Annotated in this window: 18 protein-coding genes and 1 pseudogene; 14 read left to right on the top strand and 5 right to left on the bottom strand. The window is 70.5% G+C overall.

Annotation, left to right across the window (positions count from 1 at the left end; translation table 11 throughout):
- The first annotated feature begins 61 nt into the window (after positions 1-61).
- A complete protein-coding gene (locus ACQEWB_RS11780; protein WP_432829862.1) occupies positions 62-442 on the top strand; it encodes a VOC family protein in 381 nt (126 codons plus the stop codon).
- Here ACQEWB_RS11780 and ACQEWB_RS11775 read toward each other — a convergent pair.
- Positions 439-1,272, bottom strand: coding sequence for an AbfB domain-containing protein (locus ACQEWB_RS11775; RefSeq protein WP_432829860.1), 834 nt, complete (start codon positions 1,270-1,272; stop codon positions 439-441). The genes ACQEWB_RS11780 and ACQEWB_RS11775 overlap by 4 nt on opposite strands.
- 214 nt (positions 1,273-1,486) lie before the next feature.
- Here ACQEWB_RS11775 and ACQEWB_RS11770 point away from each other — a divergent pair, with 214 nt between their 5' ends.
- From ACQEWB_RS11770 to ACQEWB_RS11750, 5 genes are all read left to right on the top strand, one after another.
- Positions 1,487-2,521 (top strand): sulfotransferase family protein, encoded by a 1,035-nt coding sequence (locus tag ACQEWB_RS11770; protein WP_432829858.1) that lies wholly within the window; start codon positions 1,487-1,489, stop codon positions 2,519-2,521.
- Positions 2,522-2,591: 70 nt separating this feature from the next.
- Entirely contained in the window at positions 2,592-2,912 is a 321-nt protein-coding gene (locus tag ACQEWB_RS11765; RefSeq protein WP_432829856.1) for a DMT family transporter, read from the top strand.
- Positions 2,912-3,448, top strand: coding sequence for a TetR/AcrR family transcriptional regulator (locus ACQEWB_RS11760; protein ID WP_432829854.1), 537 nt, complete (start codon positions 2,912-2,914; stop codon positions 3,446-3,448). The genes ACQEWB_RS11765 and ACQEWB_RS11760 overlap by 1 nt, the downstream gene beginning before the upstream one ends.
- 77 nt (positions 3,449-3,525) lie before the next feature.
- Positions 3,526-4,119, top strand: coding sequence for an RNA polymerase sigma factor (locus ACQEWB_RS11755; RefSeq protein ID WP_432829852.1), 594 nt, complete (start codon positions 3,526-3,528; stop codon positions 4,117-4,119).
- Positions 4,120-4,121: 2 nt separating this feature from the next.
- Positions 4,122-5,141, top strand: coding sequence for a CU044_5270 family protein (locus ACQEWB_RS11750; protein WP_432829850.1), 1,020 nt, complete (start codon positions 4,122-4,124; stop codon positions 5,139-5,141).
- A gap of 53 nt (positions 5,142-5,194) precedes the next feature.
- Here the strand turns inward: ACQEWB_RS11750 and ACQEWB_RS11745 are convergent.
- Positions 5,195-6,078: pseudogene (locus tag ACQEWB_RS11745) on the bottom strand (winged helix-turn-helix transcriptional regulator).
- Between the two features lie 178 nt (positions 6,079-6,256).
- Here ACQEWB_RS11745 and ACQEWB_RS11740 point away from each other — a divergent pair.
- A complete protein-coding gene (locus tag ACQEWB_RS11740) occupies positions 6,257-7,465 on the top strand; it encodes an MFS transporter (protein ID WP_432829848.1) in 1,209 nt (402 codons plus the stop codon).
- Between the two features lie 169 nt (positions 7,466-7,634).
- The gene (gene dapD / locus ACQEWB_RS11735) at positions 7,635-8,624 is read left to right on the top strand and encodes a 2,3,4,5-tetrahydropyridine-2,6-dicarboxylate N-succinyltransferase (RefSeq protein WP_432829846.1); all 990 of its coding nucleotides are present in this window, start codon (positions 7,635-7,637) and stop codon (positions 8,622-8,624) included.
- Between the two features lie 49 nt (positions 8,625-8,673).
- On the opposite strand, the gene ACQEWB_RS11730 is transcribed toward dapD, so the two are convergent.
- Positions 8,674-9,177, bottom strand: coding sequence for a hypothetical protein (locus ACQEWB_RS11730; RefSeq protein WP_432829844.1), 504 nt, complete (start codon positions 9,175-9,177; stop codon positions 8,674-8,676).
- 144 nt (positions 9,178-9,321) lie between these two features.
- Between ACQEWB_RS11730 and ACQEWB_RS11725 the strand changes: the two genes are divergently transcribed.
- Together ACQEWB_RS11725 and ACQEWB_RS11720 are read left to right on the top strand one after the other, a co-directional pair.
- Entirely contained in the window at positions 9,322-9,879 is a 558-nt protein-coding gene (locus ACQEWB_RS11725) for a SigE family RNA polymerase sigma factor (RefSeq protein ID WP_432829842.1), read from the top strand.
- Positions 9,876-11,090, top strand: coding sequence for a WD40 repeat domain-containing protein (locus tag ACQEWB_RS11720; protein WP_432829841.1), 1,215 nt, complete (start codon positions 9,876-9,878; stop codon positions 11,088-11,090). The genes ACQEWB_RS11725 and ACQEWB_RS11720 overlap by 4 nt, the downstream gene beginning before the upstream one ends.
- Here the strand turns inward: ACQEWB_RS11720 and dapA are convergent, their stop codons facing one another.
- A complete protein-coding gene (gene dapA / locus ACQEWB_RS11715; protein WP_432829839.1) occupies positions 11,091-11,975 on the bottom strand; it encodes a 4-hydroxy-tetrahydrodipicolinate synthase in 885 nt (294 codons plus the stop codon). It lies immediately after the preceding gene.
- A gap of 177 nt (positions 11,976-12,152) precedes the next feature.
- On the opposite strand from dapA, the gene ACQEWB_RS11710 reads away from it, so the two are divergent.
- From ACQEWB_RS11710 to ACQEWB_RS11695, 4 genes are all read left to right on the top strand, one after another.
- On the top strand, positions 12,153-12,293 hold the full coding sequence (locus ACQEWB_RS11710; RefSeq protein ID WP_432829837.1) for a hypothetical protein: 141 nt from the start codon (positions 12,153-12,155) through the stop codon (positions 12,291-12,293).
- Positions 12,290-12,982 (top strand): hypothetical protein, encoded by a 693-nt coding sequence (locus tag ACQEWB_RS11705; RefSeq protein ID WP_432829835.1) that lies wholly within the window; start codon positions 12,290-12,292, stop codon positions 12,980-12,982. Before ACQEWB_RS11710 ends, ACQEWB_RS11705 begins: the two co-directional genes overlap by 4 nt.
- Before the next feature lie 115 nt (positions 12,983-13,097).
- Positions 13,098-13,694, top strand: a complete 597-nt coding sequence (locus tag ACQEWB_RS11700; protein WP_432829833.1) for an ArsR/SmtB family transcription factor — start codon at positions 13,098-13,100, stop codon at positions 13,692-13,694.
- Positions 13,695-13,707: 13 nt separating this feature from the next.
- Entirely contained in the window at positions 13,708-14,439 is a 732-nt protein-coding gene (locus ACQEWB_RS11695; RefSeq protein ID WP_432829831.1) for an SRPBCC family protein, read from the top strand.
- Between the two features lie 9 nt (positions 14,440-14,448).
- Here ACQEWB_RS11695 and ACQEWB_RS11690 read toward each other — a convergent pair whose 3' ends face one another.
- A complete protein-coding gene (locus ACQEWB_RS11690) occupies positions 14,449-16,275 on the bottom strand; it encodes an endonuclease/exonuclease/phosphatase family protein (protein WP_432829829.1) in 1,827 nt (608 codons plus the stop codon).
- Positions 16,276-16,360: the final 85 nt, after the last annotated feature.

Below are 16,360 nucleotides of genomic sequence, written 5' to 3'. Positions count from 1 at the left end.
GACGACCGGGGGACGCGGAAAACATCTGCGACACCCTGCGAGACGGCCATACCTTCTGGGTATGGCCGTCTCGCTGCATCACATCGTCGTCGACGCACACGACCTGCCGGGGCTCGCGCGTTTCTGGTGCGGGGTCCTCGACTGGAAGGTGCTGTCGGAGAAACCGCGTGAAGTCGTCATCGGGCCCGACGAGTTCGCCCCCACCGGTATCTGCTTCATGCCGGTGAGCGACCCGAAGACCGTCAAGAACCGCCTCCACTTCGACCTGGCCCCGGACGACCAGGCAGCCGAGGTCGAGCGCATCCTCGCGCTGGGTGCCCGGCATGCCGACAACGGCCAGTCCGAGAGCGCGAGCTGGGTGGTGCTCGCGGACCCCGAGGGCAACGAGTTCTGCGTACTCCGCCCCAAGGAATCCCTCACGGCCTTCCGCGGTGCTTCCTAGCCGCTCAGCCCGGCCACCAGCCGGAACGCCGAATCCTTCCGGTACAAGTCGCTGTACTGGTAAGGATCCAGCTTCAGTTGGAAGTTCTGGTGGCGCAGATACCGCCCCGGATAGTTCACCGACTCCAGCATGATCGCGCCGGAGATCGACGACGTGCGGGCGCAGAAGGTGGCGTCCTGTTTGAAGAGGTTGGAACCGTCGTTGGAGTCGGCGCGCAGGAGGAAGTTGCGGTGGCGGAGATAGCGGCCGTCCTTGGTGGCGAAGGAGTAACAGGAGGAGTTCGCCAGGCCCTTGACCAGTTTGAAGGTGGAGTCCTCGCGGGATTCCGAGCCGGCGACCGGGTCGAGCTTCACGTAGCCGCCGCTCACGTGCCAGTAGCGGTCGGGGTAGTTGACCGAACGGACCGAGCGCCAGGTGACCGAGGGCTTCGGTTTGGATGTTGAACTCGCGTGCGAGGTCGGGGACTTGGAGGGGTTCGAGCCTGCCGCCGCGGACGCTGAGCCGTTCTCCTGCGGGGTCGCGGAGGAGCTGGGCTCGCCCGACGACAAGCCGCTCTTCCCGGCCGCCGGCGTCGTCGCCCCGCCGGTGGAGGGCGTCGCGAAGGAGATCAACCCCGGGACCGTCGCGCCACCGGACGGATCCGCCTTGGTGCGTGACGTCTCGTCAGAATCATTGTCCATCACGGCAATTGAGGTGATGCACGTGATGACCGTGGCGATGGCCAGCCCGCCGGCCAGCCAGAGTCTTCGGGTGCCGGGGGCTCGCGAGGTGTCGGGGGCCCAGCCGTTCTCCCAGGGCTGCTGCGGAGGCTGGGGCGTGGTTTCTGGCATGCGCTGTTCCTCCAGCGGCGCCCAGGGCGGCGGCCGGGGGTGTGAGGGTGAGGTGAGTGAGCGGTGAAACACTAGTGGAGCCGGGGGAGTGCCGGGAGGTGTTTCAGCGAGCGGTTTCCATGAAAATTGAACCTCTGGGTCGTACGGGAGTTCACATCCCCTTCTCAGGGCCTTCCCAGCGTCGGCTCATCGCCCGGCGGCAGCCTCGCGGAGTGTGGCTACCTCTGCACTCACCCCCGCGCCGACCCCCGTCCGCCCCGTGTTCGTCCTCGGCTGCCCCCGCTCCGGCACCACCCTGCTCCAGCTGATGCTGCACGCCCACCCGCGCATCGCCCTCCCGCCCGAGACCCGCTTCGTGCTGCCCGCCTACGAGGACCGCCTCCGTTTCGGCGACCTGCGCGAGGAGGGCAACCGGGCCGGTCTCGCCGCCTGGATCACCGGCCGCAAGGAGACCCGCTTCCACGAGCTGGGCCTGGACGCCGGCCGCGTCGCCGAGCGGATCACGGACGGGCCGCCGACGCTCGGCTCCGCACTCGGGATCGCGCTCAGGTCGTACGCCGAGAGCCACGGCAAGGTCCGCTGGGGCGACAAGCGGCCGGCGTACGCGCTGCACGTCGAGGAGATCCTGCGGCTCTTCCCGACCGCCCAGTTCGTGCACCTCGTGCGGGACGGCCGCGACTGCGTCGCCTCGCTGCTCGGTATGCCCTGGTGGCACCGCGGCTTCCACGAGGCGGTCGCCACCTGGGCCCAGGTGATGGACGTGACCCGCCGCTACGCCCGCACCCTCGGCCCCGGCAGCTGGCACGAGCTGCGCTACGAGGATCTGCTGACCGACCCGGAACCCCAACTCCGCGAGCTGTGTGCCTACTTGGGTGAGGAGTACGCCCCCGAGATGACCGAGCCGCACCGGCTGGCCGGCACGGCGGTGCCCGCCCGCAAGACCTGGCACCGCCGCACCCACGGCACCCTGGACGCCTCCCGCGCGGGCAGCTGGCCGCAACGCCTGACGCCGGATCAGATCCGCCTCTGCGAAGCGGTATTGGGCGATCGCCTCCTCCGCAACGGCTACGAGCTCAGCGGCGCCGTCCGCCCCGACCCCGCCGAGCTCCTCCGCTACCGCCGCGTCTCGACCCTGCGCCGAGCCGCCCACGCCAAACGCCGCATGCTCGACCGCCTGGCGCGGATGCGCGAACCGGGTCCGCTGGCGGCCCGCCCGCACACCCCCACCACCTCCGAGTTCCGCCCCTGACCCAAGCCGCCGCCACGCCCCCCGGCATCCATGTGTACACCCGTACGCTTCGTTGTGTACGCTCGTACACATGGGATACCTCTTGCTCGGCACGGCCATCGCCGCCGAGGTGGGCGCGACGACCGCCATGAAGTACAGCGAGGGCTTCAGCCGGCTGGTGCCGACGCTGCTCACCGTCTTCGGCTACGTCGTCTCCTTCTTCCTGCTCGCCCAGACGCTGAAGACGATCTCGGTGGGCACGGCGTACGCCATCTGGTCCGGCATCGGCACCGCGGCCATCGCCACCATCGGCCTGCTCTTCTTCGGCGAGGGGCTGAGCGCGGCCAAGATCGCCGGCATGGCCCTGATCATCGTCGGCGTGGTGGTGCTGAACCTCGGCGGCGCGCACTGATGCCCCGCCGCTACGACCCCGACCGCCGCCAGCGCATCATCGACGCGGCGATCCGGGTGGTGGGGGAGAAGGGCCTGGCCGGTCTGAGCCACCGCACGGTCGCCGCCGAGGCGGACGTACCGCTCGGCTCGACGACGTACCACTTCAGCACCCTGGACGAGCTGATGGTCGCCGCCCTGCGCCAGGCCAACGAGGGCTTCGCCAAGGTGGTCGCGGCGCACGCGGCCCTGTCGGACCCGGAGAGCGACCTGGCGACGGAGCTCGCACGGATCCTCGGCGAGTGGCTCTCCGGCGACCGCACCGGCGTGGAACTGGAGTACGAGCTCTACCTGGCCGCGGTCCGCCGCCCCGCCCTGCGCCCGGTCGCCGCCGAATGGGCCGAGGACCTGACCGCCCGCCTCACCACCCGCACCGACCCGACCACCGCCCGCGCCCTCGTCGCCCTCCTCGACGGCATCTGCCTCCAGGTCCTGCTCACCGGAACCCCGTACGACGAAGGGTTCGCCCGCGCCACCCTGGCCCGCCTGATTTCCTGACCCCCGAGCGTGAACCATCCGCCCCCACCGGGGAACAGGAGGTGACACGCACGCACCGACGAATCAGGGGGAGCCCGGTGAGCGGACCACCGCCGACCACGGCAGGGACGGAGGACGACGCGCAGATCGTCGCCCAGTCCCTGGACCAGCCGGAGCTGTTCGCCCGGCTCTACGACCGCTACGCGCCCGACATCCACCGCTACGCGACCAGGCGCCTCGGCGACGGCACCGCCGACGACATCACGGCGGACACCTTCCTCACGGCCTTCCGCATCCGCTCCCGCTACGACCTCACCCGCCCCAACGCCCGCCCCTGGCTCTACGGCATCGCGGGCAACCTCATCGGCAAGCAGCGCCGCACCGAGGTGCGGGCGCTCAGAGCGCTGGCCCGCACCGGCCACGACCCGGTGGCGGCCTCCTGGGTCGAGGACACCGACAGCCGGATCGCCGCACAGGGCCCGCTGGCCGGCGCCCTCGCGGCGCTCTCGGCGGGCGACCGGCACGTCCTGCTGCTGGTCGCCTGGGCCGAACTGACCTACCAGGAGGTCGCCGAGGCCCTGGACATCCCGGTCGGCACGGTCCGCTCCCGGCTCAACCGGGCAAGGCGCAAGGTGCGTACGGCACTTGGGGCCGACCCCGCATTCGTGAACGACGCGGCGGAGGTGGCGTAGCGATGGACGAGCTGACCAGGGTGCGCGAACTGCGCGCCGACGCACCGACCCCCGACCGAGCCCGCCTCGCGCCCGGCCGGACAAGGCTGCTGGAGGCGGCCCGGGCCGACGAACGCCACCGGGCGCTGTGGCGCCGCCGCCAGTTCGTGATCGTCGGCGGTGTGGTGGCGGCGGTCACCGCGGTGGCCGTGACCGTCTCCCTCCTGCTGGGCGGCAGCGGCGGCGACCGCAAGGTCCAGCCGGCCACGACACCGGGCGTGCACCTCAAGGGAGTGAGCGCGAGCGACCTCCTGAACCGCCTGGCCGACGAGGTCGAGAAGCAACCGGACGCCGCCGTCCCCACGGCGAAGCAGTGGATCTACACCAAGACAATCGAGGAGCCGGTGAAGGACCCGAAGGCGGACCAGTACAAGAACCTCCCGAAGGGCGCCCTGAAGCTGATGACGGGCCCGCAGGAGAGCTGGCTCCGCTACGACGGCACCGCGCAGGCGGGCTGGAACCTGGACACCAAGGGCGAGAAGCTCAAGCTCCAGGTCACCGAGATGCACCTGGAGAACGGCGCGGAAGGCGACGACCGTTCACCGCGCGAGATGTACCGCACCCTGGCCGCCCTCCCTTCCACCGCCGAAGGAACACTGAAGGCACTCCGCGAGCAGAACGCGATCGCGGACGACAAGGGCGCCTCCCAGTCCCGCAACGACTACGCCGAGATCACCGTCCTCCTGCGAGCCGACGTGATGCCGGCAAAGGCCCTGGCCTCGCTCTACCGGGCCCTGGCAACCGTCCCCGGCGGCAAACTCACCGACCACCTGGTCGACACCGGCGCCGGCCGCCGGGCGATCGCCCTCACCTACGACCGCGCCGGCAGCACCCCGAACGGATCCGCCATGCGGGAACAGTGGCTGATCGACCCGCAGACGTACCGGGTCTTCGGCATGCGCCTGCTGGACGGCAACAAGATCGCGACCGGCAGCATCACGGTCTCGACCTCGGTCGTGAACGCCCCCGGCGACCGCGGCTGACGCCCCGGGCGGCCCGCACCACGAGGGGAGTACGGGCCGCCCGGGCAAGCGCCCTACACCGCCCCAAGACGCACAACCGTGTCAAGCACGGCACCCACACTCCCCGCGACATCGGTCACCGGATACTGCACCTCCCGCACCACCCGCTCCCGATCCACCACGAGCGTGAGCCGCTTCAGCCGACTGGCCCCCGCCGCCCGAAAGGTCGGCAGCCGCAACGCGGCGATGAACGAAAGCTCGGCATCCGACAACAACGGAAACCGCAACCCCTCCTTCTCCGCGAACGCCCGCTGCTCATCAGGCCGTTGAGTGGAGACCCCCCGCACGGCGGCACCGACACCCCTGAACTCGTCCAACCGATCCCGATAGGTACAGGACTCCAGGGTGCACCCAGGCGCACCGGGAATGTCCCCCCACCCAGGCGGATACGACTCGGCACGGGCATAGGCACCGGGAAAGCAGTACAGAACGGTGAACGGCACAAGCTGATCGATCGGATCCCGCAACTCCCCCCGATCATCAAGCAGTTGAATCTCCGGCACCTTCACCCCCACCAACTCGTGCACCCGCCGGGCCTCCACCGAGGCCTCGGCCGCGGTGGCCGTCGTACCCCCATCCCCCAACACCCAGGAATCGCCCCAGTCCTGAAGGGCGACGAGCACGGGCAGCAGGGCGTGACCACGAGGGGTGAGCCGGTACTCGTACCGCACCGGCCGCTCCTGATAAGGCACCCGGACGAGTACGTCAGCCTCCACCAGCAGCCGCAACCGCTCGGCCAACACCTTCCTGGAAACCCCGAGTTCACCCTGCAACTCGTCGAAGCGATGCACCCCCGAGCCGCGTCCCGCACGATCAACAGGGTCCACCAGTCGCCCACGACGTCCAGGGCCTGGGCGATGGCACAGGTGGCGTCCTCAAGACTCGTCCTGCGGGCCATAGCTGTCCCGTCCCTTCCCGTCAGCGCAGCACCATCCGTCGTTGACCTGAAGCTGCCATGCCCCCATAGTAAGTTCCCAAAGGGAACTCACCATCTCGCGGGGGCGAAATTGCGAGGTCGAGGGCTACGAGAGATACCGCGACCGGTCTGGCTGCTGGCCGGCGGCACCTTCGTGAACATGGTCGTGAGCGTGAGCTTCGCGTTCACGTTCCTGTACCTGACGGGCCCGCGAGGGCTCGGCGCAGGTGAGGCGGGCGTTCTCAGCGGCGTGGCAGGCCTCGGCCTGGTGGCCGGCAACTTCACGGGCGGCTGGTACGGAGACCACTTCGGCCACCGCCGCGTACTGCTCACCTCCGCAGCCCTCTCGGGCCTCACCCTCCTGGCGGTCCCGTACCTCCCCACCACCGCCCTGTTCGCCGCACTACCACTCGCCCAGTACACCTCGGGCACCCAACGCGCCTCGTCCTCCGCGCTGGTGGCGACCATCGTCCCCGGGGGCTCACGACGCCAGGCGTTCGCGCTGATGCGATCGGCATCCAACGGCGGCTTCACCCTCGGCCCGATCCTCGGAGCACTGGTCGCCACCCGGTACTCGTACGACTGGCTGTACGTGGCGGAGGGGCTCGGGAGTGTGGCGCTGGCCTGGTGGACGGCACGGGTGGTGCCGTCCCGTGGGGCCGGACGGCAGGCGGGCTCGCCGGAGCAGGGCGGGCGTGGGGGCGTGTGGACGGCGCTCCGGGAACGGCCCGCGGTACTGGTGCTGTTGCCGGCGATCGTGGTGATCGACGTGGTCTACCGCCAGCAGTACTCCACGTTTCCGGTCTTCCTCGCGGACCACGGCATGGACGCACGCGTGTACGGGGCGCTGCTGTCGATCAACGGGGGCGTGCTGCTGTGTCTGGAACTGCCGCTGGCGCTGGCGCTGCGCCGCCGCTCGCCGTTGCGAATAGTGGGCGTGGGGCTGCTGCTGGTGGGCGGCGGGTACGGAGTGCTGTTGCTGGGGGCCGGGGTCGGTACGGCCGCGGTCATGATGGGGTTGCTGACGACGGGGGAGGCGCTGTACAAGACCACGGCGACCGCTTACGTGGCCGATCAGGCGCCGGACCACGCCCAGGGCCGCTTCCAGTCCCTCTACGCGGGGGCATCGATCAGCGGAGTCGTACTGTCGGCCCCCTTGGGCGGAGCCCTCTACGAGGCGGCCCCCACCACCCTCTGGCCACTCTGCGCAACCCTGGGCGCACTGGCCGGGGCAGCCGTACTCCTGTCGGCCCGCACCCGCAGCCGCGAACGCACCGGGAGCGGGCCGGGCCGCCCCACGCACCCGCAGCCGCTCTCGCGCCGGAGCGGGTCGGGGCGGTACGGCGCAACCCGCCGCTTACGTGGCTAATTGGGCTCGTTCCCCCCTTGACCCACAGCAGTACCGTCGGCGGCGGGTTCGCCGTACCGCCCCGACCCCGACCCACCACGCACCCCCGGCGACCGACCACCCGCCCGCCCCCTGAGACACCACCCCGACCGGTTAGCCTCCACACCCCCCGTCCGGTTAGGTTGCCCTCATGACCGACACGACTGCTCCTCGTACCACCGGCGCCGTGGCCACCGGCCTCGCCACGATCGCCGCCGACGGCACCGTCCTCGACACCTGGTTCCCCGCGCCCGAGCTCGCCGAACAGCCCGGCCCGTCCGGCACCGAGCGGCTGTCCGGCGAGCAGGCCGTCGAACTGCTCGGCGAGGGCGCCGCCAAGGCGATCGGCCCGGACGCCCGCCGCGGCGTCGAGGTGGTCGCGGTCCGCACGGTCATCTCCACCCTCGACGAGAAGCCGGTGGACACGCACGACGCCTACCTCCGCCTCCACCTCCTCTCCCACCGCCTCGTCAGGCCGCACGGCCAGAGCCTGGACGGCATCTTCGGCCTCCTCGCCAACGTCGCCTGGACCTCCCTCGGCCCCGTCGCGATCGACGACATCGAGAAGGTCCGCCTCAACGCCCGCGCCGAGGGCCTGCACCTCCAGGTCACGTCCATCGACAAGTTCCCGAGGATGACCGACTACGTCGCCCCCAAGGGCGTCCGCATCGCCGACGCCGACCGCGTCCGCCTCGGCGCGCACCTGGCCGAGGGCACCACGGTCATGCACGAGGGCTTCGTGAACTTCAACGCCGGCACGCTCGGCACCTCGATGGTCGAGGGCCGTATCAGCGCCGGCGTCATCGTCGGCGACGGCTCCGACATCGGCGGCGGCGCCTCCACCATGGGCACCCTCTCCGGCGGCGGCAACGTGATCATCGCGATCGGCGAGCGCTGCCTGATCGGCGCCGAGGCGGGCGTGGGCATCGCGCTCGGCGACGAGTGCGTGGTCGAGGCCGGCCTCTACGTCACCGCAGGCACCCGAGTGACGATGCCCGACGGCCAGATCGTCAAGGCCCGCGAACTCTCCGGCGCCTCCAACATCCTCTTCCGCCGCAACTCGGTGACGGGCACGGTGGAGGCCCGCCCGAACAACGCGGTGTGGGGCGGCCTGAACGAGATCCTGCACAGCCACAACTGAGCGGGGCTTCAGCGGGCGCCCTTCCGACACACCTCGGAAGGGCGCCCGTTCACGTACGCAGAGCTGCCGCGAACTCCGACAGAGCAGTGAAGTCGCCCTCGCGCAGCCCGAGTCGCGGGCTGACGTGGTGAAGAAGAGCCGGCCCGGAGTGGTTCGCGCCCACAAACGCCTCGTCCGCCGCACTCTGCTCGTCATCCACCCAAGCGAACGCCCGCCCCCCGGCATACGCCACGATCGCCTCGGTCTTCCAGTGGACCCCGTCCGCCCGAAACGCGAACAACCTCGCCCCGAAGTCGACATACGGCAGCTCAGGCAGCCCGATCACCGGCCCGATCCACCGATTCGCCGCGTCCATCCAGGTCGTGGCCCAGCACAGCTCATACCCCAGCCCGAGCAACGCGGCCCCGTGCGACGGATTCAGCCACACCCGCAACGGCCGCCCGGGCTGCAAGGCCACCCGGATCGTCGTATACCCCTCGGGCCGCCGCTCGGGCTTGGCGGCGTACGGATTCAACGGACCGTCCACATCGAGGAACAGCAAAGGGCGGCTCACCCCCACAACGTACGACAGCAGCCCCCCGTACCCACCCGAATATCTTCCGAGGCACCGGCATAGCAGCACCCACCCACAAGCGTCACAAGGAACAGAAACAGAAGAGGCGGAGACCCAGCCCGCCCGGGGGAGAGCGTGGTGACGATGGACGCCGAAGCACAGGACAGCTTCCGCGAGTTCGTGGCGCACAGATCGTCCGCGCTGCTGAAGACCGCGGTGCTGCTCAGCGGCGGCGACCGGCACGCAGCCGAGGACCTGCTGCAGAACGCGCTGATCAAGGCGGCCGGCCGCTGGCACCGTATCGACGAGCCGGAGGCGTACGTACGGCAGATCCTCTACCGGCAGCAGATCAGCCGCTGGCGCCTGAAGTGGCGCAGACGCGAACTGACCGTCGCGGAGCCACCGGACACCGCCGGCCCGGACGCCTCGTCCGCCACCGACCTGCGGCTGCTGATGCGAGGCGCGCTCTCCCGTCTCACCGCCCGCCAGCGCACCGTACTGGTCCTCCGCTACTTCGAGGACCTCCCGGAGGCCGACGTGGCCCGCATCCTCGGTTGCTCAGTGGGCACCGTCCGCTCCACCACCCACCGCTCACTCGCCCGCCTGCGCACCCTCGCCCCCGAACTGACCGCACTCGACCCGGCCGGGAACGAACCGCAGCTGCCGTCACGCGACTACTCGCCCGTGGAGGTACGACCGTGAACGTCGAGGACCTGGTACGCGACTCCCTGCGCGAGCTGGCGGCCGAAGAACCGTCCGTGGCACCGGAGCTCGCCGACCGAGTACTGAGCGTCCGCCGACGCCGCCGCACCCGGAAGCTCGTCGCGGCGGCCGTCGCCACGACCGCCGCGGTGGCTGTCACGGTAGGGGTGCCGCTGCTGGACCCGGACCGCCACGACGCCCGCCCCGCGCGCGTCGTCCAGACGGACGGAGTCCGCACCGACACTCACCAGTGGCCGCCCGGCAAGGAGATCGGGTCGGGCGAAGCAACCCTCGCCGCCTACTACACCCTGAAGGTCCACAGGCAGTCCGCCGGCTGGGACCTGGCGGAACGCACGTACTGGCTGCTCAACCCCAAGACCGGCCACTACACGAAGGACCCGAGGTGGTCCGACGTGGCCGTCGCTCCCGGTCTGCGCACCGCCGCGGTCCTGGAGCGAACCCTCCCGGCGCACCGGATCGGCCTGCTCGACCTCGCGACGGGGGAGGTCGAGCGGTGGATCCAGGTGGACCGGGAGGTCGCCGGGCTCGCGTTCTCGGAGGACGGCCGCCGACTCGTGGCGACGACGTACGACAAGAACCCCGATCTGCTGCGTGTAGGTGAAGGAGACAAGGGCACCGGTGGATTCAACGTCCTCGACGACGTGAGCCGGACCGGCTTCTACGTCCTGGACGTGCACTCGGGACAGGGCGGCCCCTGGAGCGGGGTCGCGGCCGACCGGAACTCCACCGGTCGCCGTGACTTCTCCTTCAGCCGCACCGGCGACGCGGTGTACGCGCAGATCCCCGACTCCGGCCACGGCACGCAGCGGTTCTACGACCTCGACGGCAACACGATCGCCGCGCCCGCGGACGAGAAGTACCTGCGTGCCGACGTCCAGGCGAGGCTGTCCCCGAACGGCAGGCTCGCCGCCCTGGGCCTGGCCAAGGAGATCAAGCCGGGAAAGTCGTACTCCTCGATCCGCGATCCGCGCACCGGCAAGGAGATCACCAAGGTGCGCGGGGGTGAACTCCTCGCCTGGGTCGACGATCACCGGCTGATCGCCTGGGAACGGGTCACGAGCCTGGACGAGCCGTTCCGGGCCCGCCTGTTCCTGGTCACGATCGGCAGCGACAAGGTCGTCCCGCTGAGCGGGGTCGTGGAGCCGTACGGCCAGAGCCAGGGGTGGGTGCCGGTCTTCGCCCGGCCCTGATCAGACCAGCCGCTCGTACTCCGCGAGCAGCCCGTCGACCACCTCCCGGCCGGCGGGCCGCAGCGGCGCGCGCACCGGGCCCGCGGGCAGGCCGAGTTCGTTGAGGAGCGCCTTCGCGGTGACCGTGCCGGGAAGTCCGGCCGACATCATCAACTCGATCAAGGGGACGGCCTGTTGCTGCAGCCGGGCCGCCCCCGCCGTGTCCCCCGCGTCGAACGCGTCGAGGACCGCCCGCAGTCGACCCGGCACGACGTTCGCGACCGTACTCACATACCCGGCCCCACCCACCGCGTACAGCGCCAGATTGTGCTCGTCGCACCCCGCGTAATACGCCAACTCACTTCGCCCCAGCACCTTCTGGGCGCCCAGGAAGTCGTACGAGCAGTCCTTCACCGCCACGATCCGGGGATGCTCGGCGAGCCGGAGCAGGGTCTCCGGCTCGATCCGGGTGCCCGTGCGCCCCGGGATGTCGTACAGCACGACCGGCAGCCCCGACGCGTCCGCGACCGTCCTGAAGTGCTCCTCCAACGCGTCCTGCGGAGGCCTGCTGTAGTACGGGCTGACCACCAACACCCCGTCCGCGCCCGCCTTTTCGGCCTCCAGCGCGAGCTGCACGGTGTGCCGGGTGTCGAAGGTCCCGACCCCCGCCACGACCGAGGCCCGCTCGCCCACCGCCTCCCGTACCGCCCCGACGAGCGCGGCCTTCTCGGCGTCCGAGGTGGTCGGCGACTCGCCGGTCGTCCCGGACAGCACCAGCCCGTCGCAGCCCTCCGAGACCAGCCGGTCGGCGAGCCGCTGGGCGCCGTCGAGGTCGAGCTCGCCCGCCTCGGTGAAGGGCGTGATCATGGCGCAGAGGGCCCGGCCGAAGGGGGCGGCAGTCGTCATGGGAGTAGTCTCGGCCGCCCGACAGTGAAGCTCCACTTAATTCTTCTACGAGATATCGCGAAGAAATACTACGTAATTCGGTGCCGGACCTGTTCATCGGTGGCCCTATGTCAAATGCGGCGCTCATGGTCCACCATGGCTGGGACGGTGATTTGTCCCCTGTTCCCGGGAGGCGTCATGAAGCTCGGCAAGGCACTCGCCACTGGAGTCGCGGAAGAGCGGCCGCAGGCCCATGTCGAAGAACCCGACCTCGAACTCGAACTCCCCGAGGAGTCGCAGAAGTTGACGGCACCCGAAGAGGTCCCGGCGGCCCGATGAGACTGCGGCTTCCGGAGGAACGCCCGACGGAGCCGCCGACCGGATACAAGATCGCCCACCCGCTGCTGTCCCAGGACGGCACCCGGGCCGGGTTCACCGGAGTGTCGCTCGGCGGCGCGCTGCCGTACGGCGTCCTGGCCGACGCGTCCTGCGTCTACGGCCTGCGCCACCGGTCACCGCACCGCCGCTGCGACTGCGGCTTCCACTGTGTGCACGACCGTACGGCGGCCGAGGCACTGCTGTGCACGGCCGAGCACCGGGCCGCGGTCCTGCTGGAGGTCTCCGTCCTCGGCCGTTTCATCCGCTTCGAACGCGGCTTCCGCTACGCCCGTCAGCGGGTCCGCACGGCGACGGTCGGCCCCTGCGCCTGCGGAACCGTGGCCGCCGCCCTGGCCGACGCGGAGTGGGGCCGCCCCGGCTGGCGCGCCCTCGCACCGTCCTGCGCGGGCTGTGTCCGCGGTCGTACGTCCGTGTCTCTGGCGGCGTTCGCGCGGCTGGCCGGCGAGGGGCTGCGGGTCGTCGCCGGAAGTGCGGGCGCGCGCCGGGTCGCCGACCTCGGCGCGGGCCCCGACGATCTCGGCGTACCCGAACTGGCCGCGGAGGCCGCCCTGTTGCAGGCCCGCCTCGACTGGTTCCAGACCCAGCTGGCCCGGCTGCGCGAGCCCGGAGCGGGCGGCGGGCAGGGCTAGCGCGAGCCTCTGTGACTACGCGGTCCTACCGACCACGCCGTCCCGTCCGCCACGCCGACCCACCGAAAACTCTGCCCGTCTGGACAAAAAAAGTTTTCGGTGGGACGGTGGACACATGTTGGACGTGACCGTGATCGAGGACCCCGAGGCCGCCGCCGTCTCCCTGGACCCCATAAGGGCCCGGCTGCTCGCCGAGCTGGCGGACGGACCCGCGTCGGCGGCGATGCTGGCCGGCAAGGTCGGGCTGCCGCGGCAGAAGGTGAACTACCACCTGAAGGCGCTGGAGCGGCACGGCCTGGTCGAGCTGGCCGGTGAGCGCCGCAAGGGCAACGTCACCGAGCGGCTGATGCGGGCGACGGCGGCGTCGTACGTCATCTCCCCGCTCGCACTCGCCGCTGTACAGCCGGACCCGGACCGTTTCCGGGACCAGCTGTCCGCCCGCTGGCTGCTCGCCCTCGGCGCGCGGCTGGTGCGGGACGTGGGCTCACTGATCACCGGCGCGGCCAAGGCCCGCAAAGGGCTGGCCACTTACGCCCTGGACGGCGAGGTGCGGTTCGCCTCCGCCGCCGAACGGGCCGCGTTCATCCAGGAGTTGACGGCCGGGGTCACCGCGCTGATCCAGAAGTACGACGCCCCGGACGTCGCGGAGGGACGCGATCACCGGATCGTCGTCGCCGTCCATCCCACGCTGAAACAGACCGAGTTGGAATAGCCAGGAGCACACCATGTCCAAGGAATTCGAGATCGTCAGCGAGTTCGAGGTCGACGCCACGCCGGAAGAGGTGTGGGAGGCGATCACCAACGCGAGCGGGGCCTACCTCTGGCCGATGGACCCGCCCGAGCCGCGGGTGGGCGGCAAGGCCGCCTTCGGCTCGACGGTCACCGTCTACGACCCGCCGCACCACCTCACCGTCCGCAGCGACGACGTCGGCTTCCCCACCCAGAGCGCCAACCAGCTCGACCACACCATCGAGCCGCGCGACGGCGGCAAGCGCGCCTGGGTGCGCTATGTGCACAGCGGCATCTTCACCGACGACTGGGACAACCAGTACGACGGTGCGGCCAAGCACACCGACTTCTATCTGCACACCCTGCGCGAGTACCTCACGCACTTCGCGCCCCGGCCGGTCGTCTTCGCCCAGCTCCAGGGGCCCGAGGCCTCGCAGGCCGCCGGCGCCTTCGGTGCCGTGGCGTCCGCGCTCGGGTTGGGGAGCGACGACGTCCAGGGTGCGAGGGTGGCCGTGCGGGGGCCGGGCGCCTTCGACGCCGTACTCGACTACCGGAACCCGTACTTCATCGGGCTGCGGACCGACGGCGCCCTCATCCGCTTCTTCGGACGCGACCACTGGGGCGCCCCGGTCGGTATCAGCATCCACGACTTCGCGCCGGACGCGGACGCCAAGGCGAACGAACTCGCCTGGCAGGACTGGCTGAACGGCGTGTTCAGCCAGTCCTGAGCGGCTCCGCTACGGGCGGAACCGCAGCACCTGCGGGTCGTGGTCGCTGATCTGGTCGTGGAACTCCGAGTTGACGTGCACGCTGTCGTACTCGAAGTCGCAGCCGCGCCGGATCGACGGGCTGATCAGGATCTGGTCCAGGACCTGCTGGTTGCCCTGGTAGTCGTAGGTGTAACGCTCGCTCTTCGGCAGCGACTTGATCGCCGACCAGAGCTCGCCGTCACCCTCCAGGATCTTCGCGGTGTCGGAGAAGTCGAAGTCGTTCATGTCGCCGAGCGCGATGACGTCCGCGTTCTTCTGGACGTCGAGGATGCTCTTGACGAACGCGTTGACCAGCGTCGCCTGCGCGTGGCGCTGGGTCTCCGAGCTGCGCACCACCGGCTGGTACTGCGAGGTCAGACCCTGGTCGCCACCCTTGGAGTTGAGGTGGTTGGCGATCACGAACACGGTCCGGCCGCGGAAGACGAACTCGCCGACCAGCGGCTTGCGGCTGCTCGCCCAGGCGGAGTTCGTCGGGTCGATGCGGCCGGGGGAGGCCGTCAGCTGGGCCTTGCCGTGGGTCTTGGTGACGCCGACCGCGGTGGTCGCGTCGCCGCCCGCGCGGTCCGTGAAGGACACCCGCTCCGGGTTGAACAGGAACACCTGGCGGATGTTGCCGCCCGGCTCGCCGCCGTCGGTGTCGTTCGTCGGGGTGATGGAGCGCCAGTCGTACTTCGGGCCACCCGCCGCGACGATCGCGTCGATCAGCTTGTTCACCGTCACGTCCGCGGCGACCGTGCCGTCGTCCGTCGCGCCGTTGTTGTCCTGGATCTCCTCCAGGGACACGATGTCGGGCGACTGGAGGTTGTTCACGATCGCGGCGGCGTGCGCGGCGAAGGTGGTGTCGGAGGGGTCGAGGTTCTCGACGTTGTACGTCGCGACCGCCAGTTCGCCGCGGGCTTGTTTCTGCGTCGTCTCGCGCTCCAGGCCCGCGCTCTTCAGCGTGCCGAGCTCGCTCGCGACCAGGGTGTAGCCGCCGTACTGGTTGTAGTCCAGCGGGCCGGTCGTGCTGCCGGTCAGGGTGTCGCCGACGTTCGCCACCGGGAAGTCGGCGGTCGCGCCGAGCGACTGGATCTGGAGGCGGCCGGTGTTCTGGGACTCGTAGGAGCCGTAGAGGCTGCCGCCGCGGCGGGTGCGGTTCTCGTGCGGCTTCACCGTGACCCACAGCTCGCTGTACGGGTCGGTCGCGGTGACCACGCGGGCGTCCTCGACCCGGACGTTCATGCCCTCCAGGGACTCGTAGTAGTCCAGGGCGTACTTCGACGGGTCCAGGGTCAGACCGTTGATCGAGTTGCTCGCGGTCGGGTCGCCCGCCGGGGTGTACTGGCTGGGCACCGACTTCGCGTCGATCACCGTCGGGGCCGGGACCGCGTTGCCCGTGGAGACGGTGGTGACGGTCGGCTTGGTGATCTCCGTCAGCGACTGGTTGCCGGTCGAGGCGCCGCCCGGGACGTACTCGGAGACCGTGCCGGTGACCGTGACGGAGTCGCCGACGGCGGCCTTCGGGGTGGAGCTGGTGAAGACGAACACGCCCTCACTGGTGGCCGGGTCGTCGTCCGGGGTCGGATCCTGCATCCAGAAACCTCTGGAGGAGCCGTACGTGCGCGTGGCGGTGACGATTCCGGCCACGTCGGCGACCTTCTGGCCGGCGTACGGGGATATACGCGTGGTGCCCTGGATGTCATGGATGCGCACGGAGTCCGCGTGCGCGGGCGAGGTCAGGGCTACGGCGGACGCCGCGGAACAGACGGCGGCGACGGTGAGCGCGGCGAGGCGCGCGGACTTCTTGCTCGGCAAGGGATCCCTCCGGGGACGTGCGTGGGCGCCGGGACGAGGGTGGTGCGGTGGGCTGTGACGCGCGTAGATACGGAGTGGACGGTTT

Origin of the sequence: Streptomyces sp. CA-249302 (assembly GCF_050936785.1) — a bacterium.
Taxonomy (GTDB): domain Bacteria; phylum Actinomycetota; class Actinomycetes; order Streptomycetales; family Streptomycetaceae; genus Streptomyces.
Note: the sequence above shows the minus strand (reverse complement) of the source record. Positions and strands in the feature narration are given on the sequence as shown.

Excerpts from the sequence above, each read along its gene's own strand:
- ACQEWB_RS11780 (WP_432829862.1), top strand. The coding sequence starts at position 62 with ATGGCCGTCTCGCTGCATCACATCGTCGTCGACGCACACGACCTGCCG.
- ACQEWB_RS11775 (WP_432829860.1), bottom strand. The coding sequence starts at position 1,272 with ATGCCAGAAACCACGCCCCAGCCTCCGCAGCAGCCCTGGGAGAACGGC.
- ACQEWB_RS11765 (WP_432829856.1), top strand. The coding sequence starts at position 2,592 with ATGGGATACCTCTTGCTCGGCACGGCCATCGCCGCCGAGGTGGGCGCG.
- ACQEWB_RS11760 (WP_432829854.1), top strand. The coding sequence starts at position 2,912 with ATGCCCCGCCGCTACGACCCCGACCGCCGCCAGCGCATCATCGACGCG.
- ACQEWB_RS11750 (WP_432829850.1), top strand. The coding sequence starts at position 4,122 with ATGGACGAGCTGACCAGGGTGCGCGAACTGCGCGCCGACGCACCGACC.
- ACQEWB_RS11740 (WP_432829848.1), top strand. The coding sequence starts at position 6,257 with ATGGTCGTGAGCGTGAGCTTCGCGTTCACGTTCCTGTACCTGACGGGC.
- dapD (WP_432829846.1), top strand. The coding sequence starts at position 7,635 with ATGACCGACACGACTGCTCCTCGTACCACCGGCGCCGTGGCCACCGGC.
- ACQEWB_RS11725 (WP_432829842.1), top strand. The coding sequence starts at position 9,322 with ATGGACGCCGAAGCACAGGACAGCTTCCGCGAGTTCGTGGCGCACAGA.
- dapA (WP_432829839.1), bottom strand. The coding sequence starts at position 11,975 with ATGACGACTGCCGCCCCCTTCGGCCGGGCCCTCTGCGCCATGATCACG.
- ACQEWB_RS11710 (WP_432829837.1), top strand. The coding sequence starts at position 12,153 with ATGAAGCTCGGCAAGGCACTCGCCACTGGAGTCGCGGAAGAGCGGCCG.
- ACQEWB_RS11705 (WP_432829835.1), top strand. The coding sequence starts at position 12,290 with ATGAGACTGCGGCTTCCGGAGGAACGCCCGACGGAGCCGCCGACCGGA.
- ACQEWB_RS11700 (WP_432829833.1), top strand. The coding sequence starts at position 13,098 with ATGTTGGACGTGACCGTGATCGAGGACCCCGAGGCCGCCGCCGTCTCC.
- ACQEWB_RS11695 (WP_432829831.1), top strand. The coding sequence starts at position 13,708 with ATGTCCAAGGAATTCGAGATCGTCAGCGAGTTCGAGGTCGACGCCACG.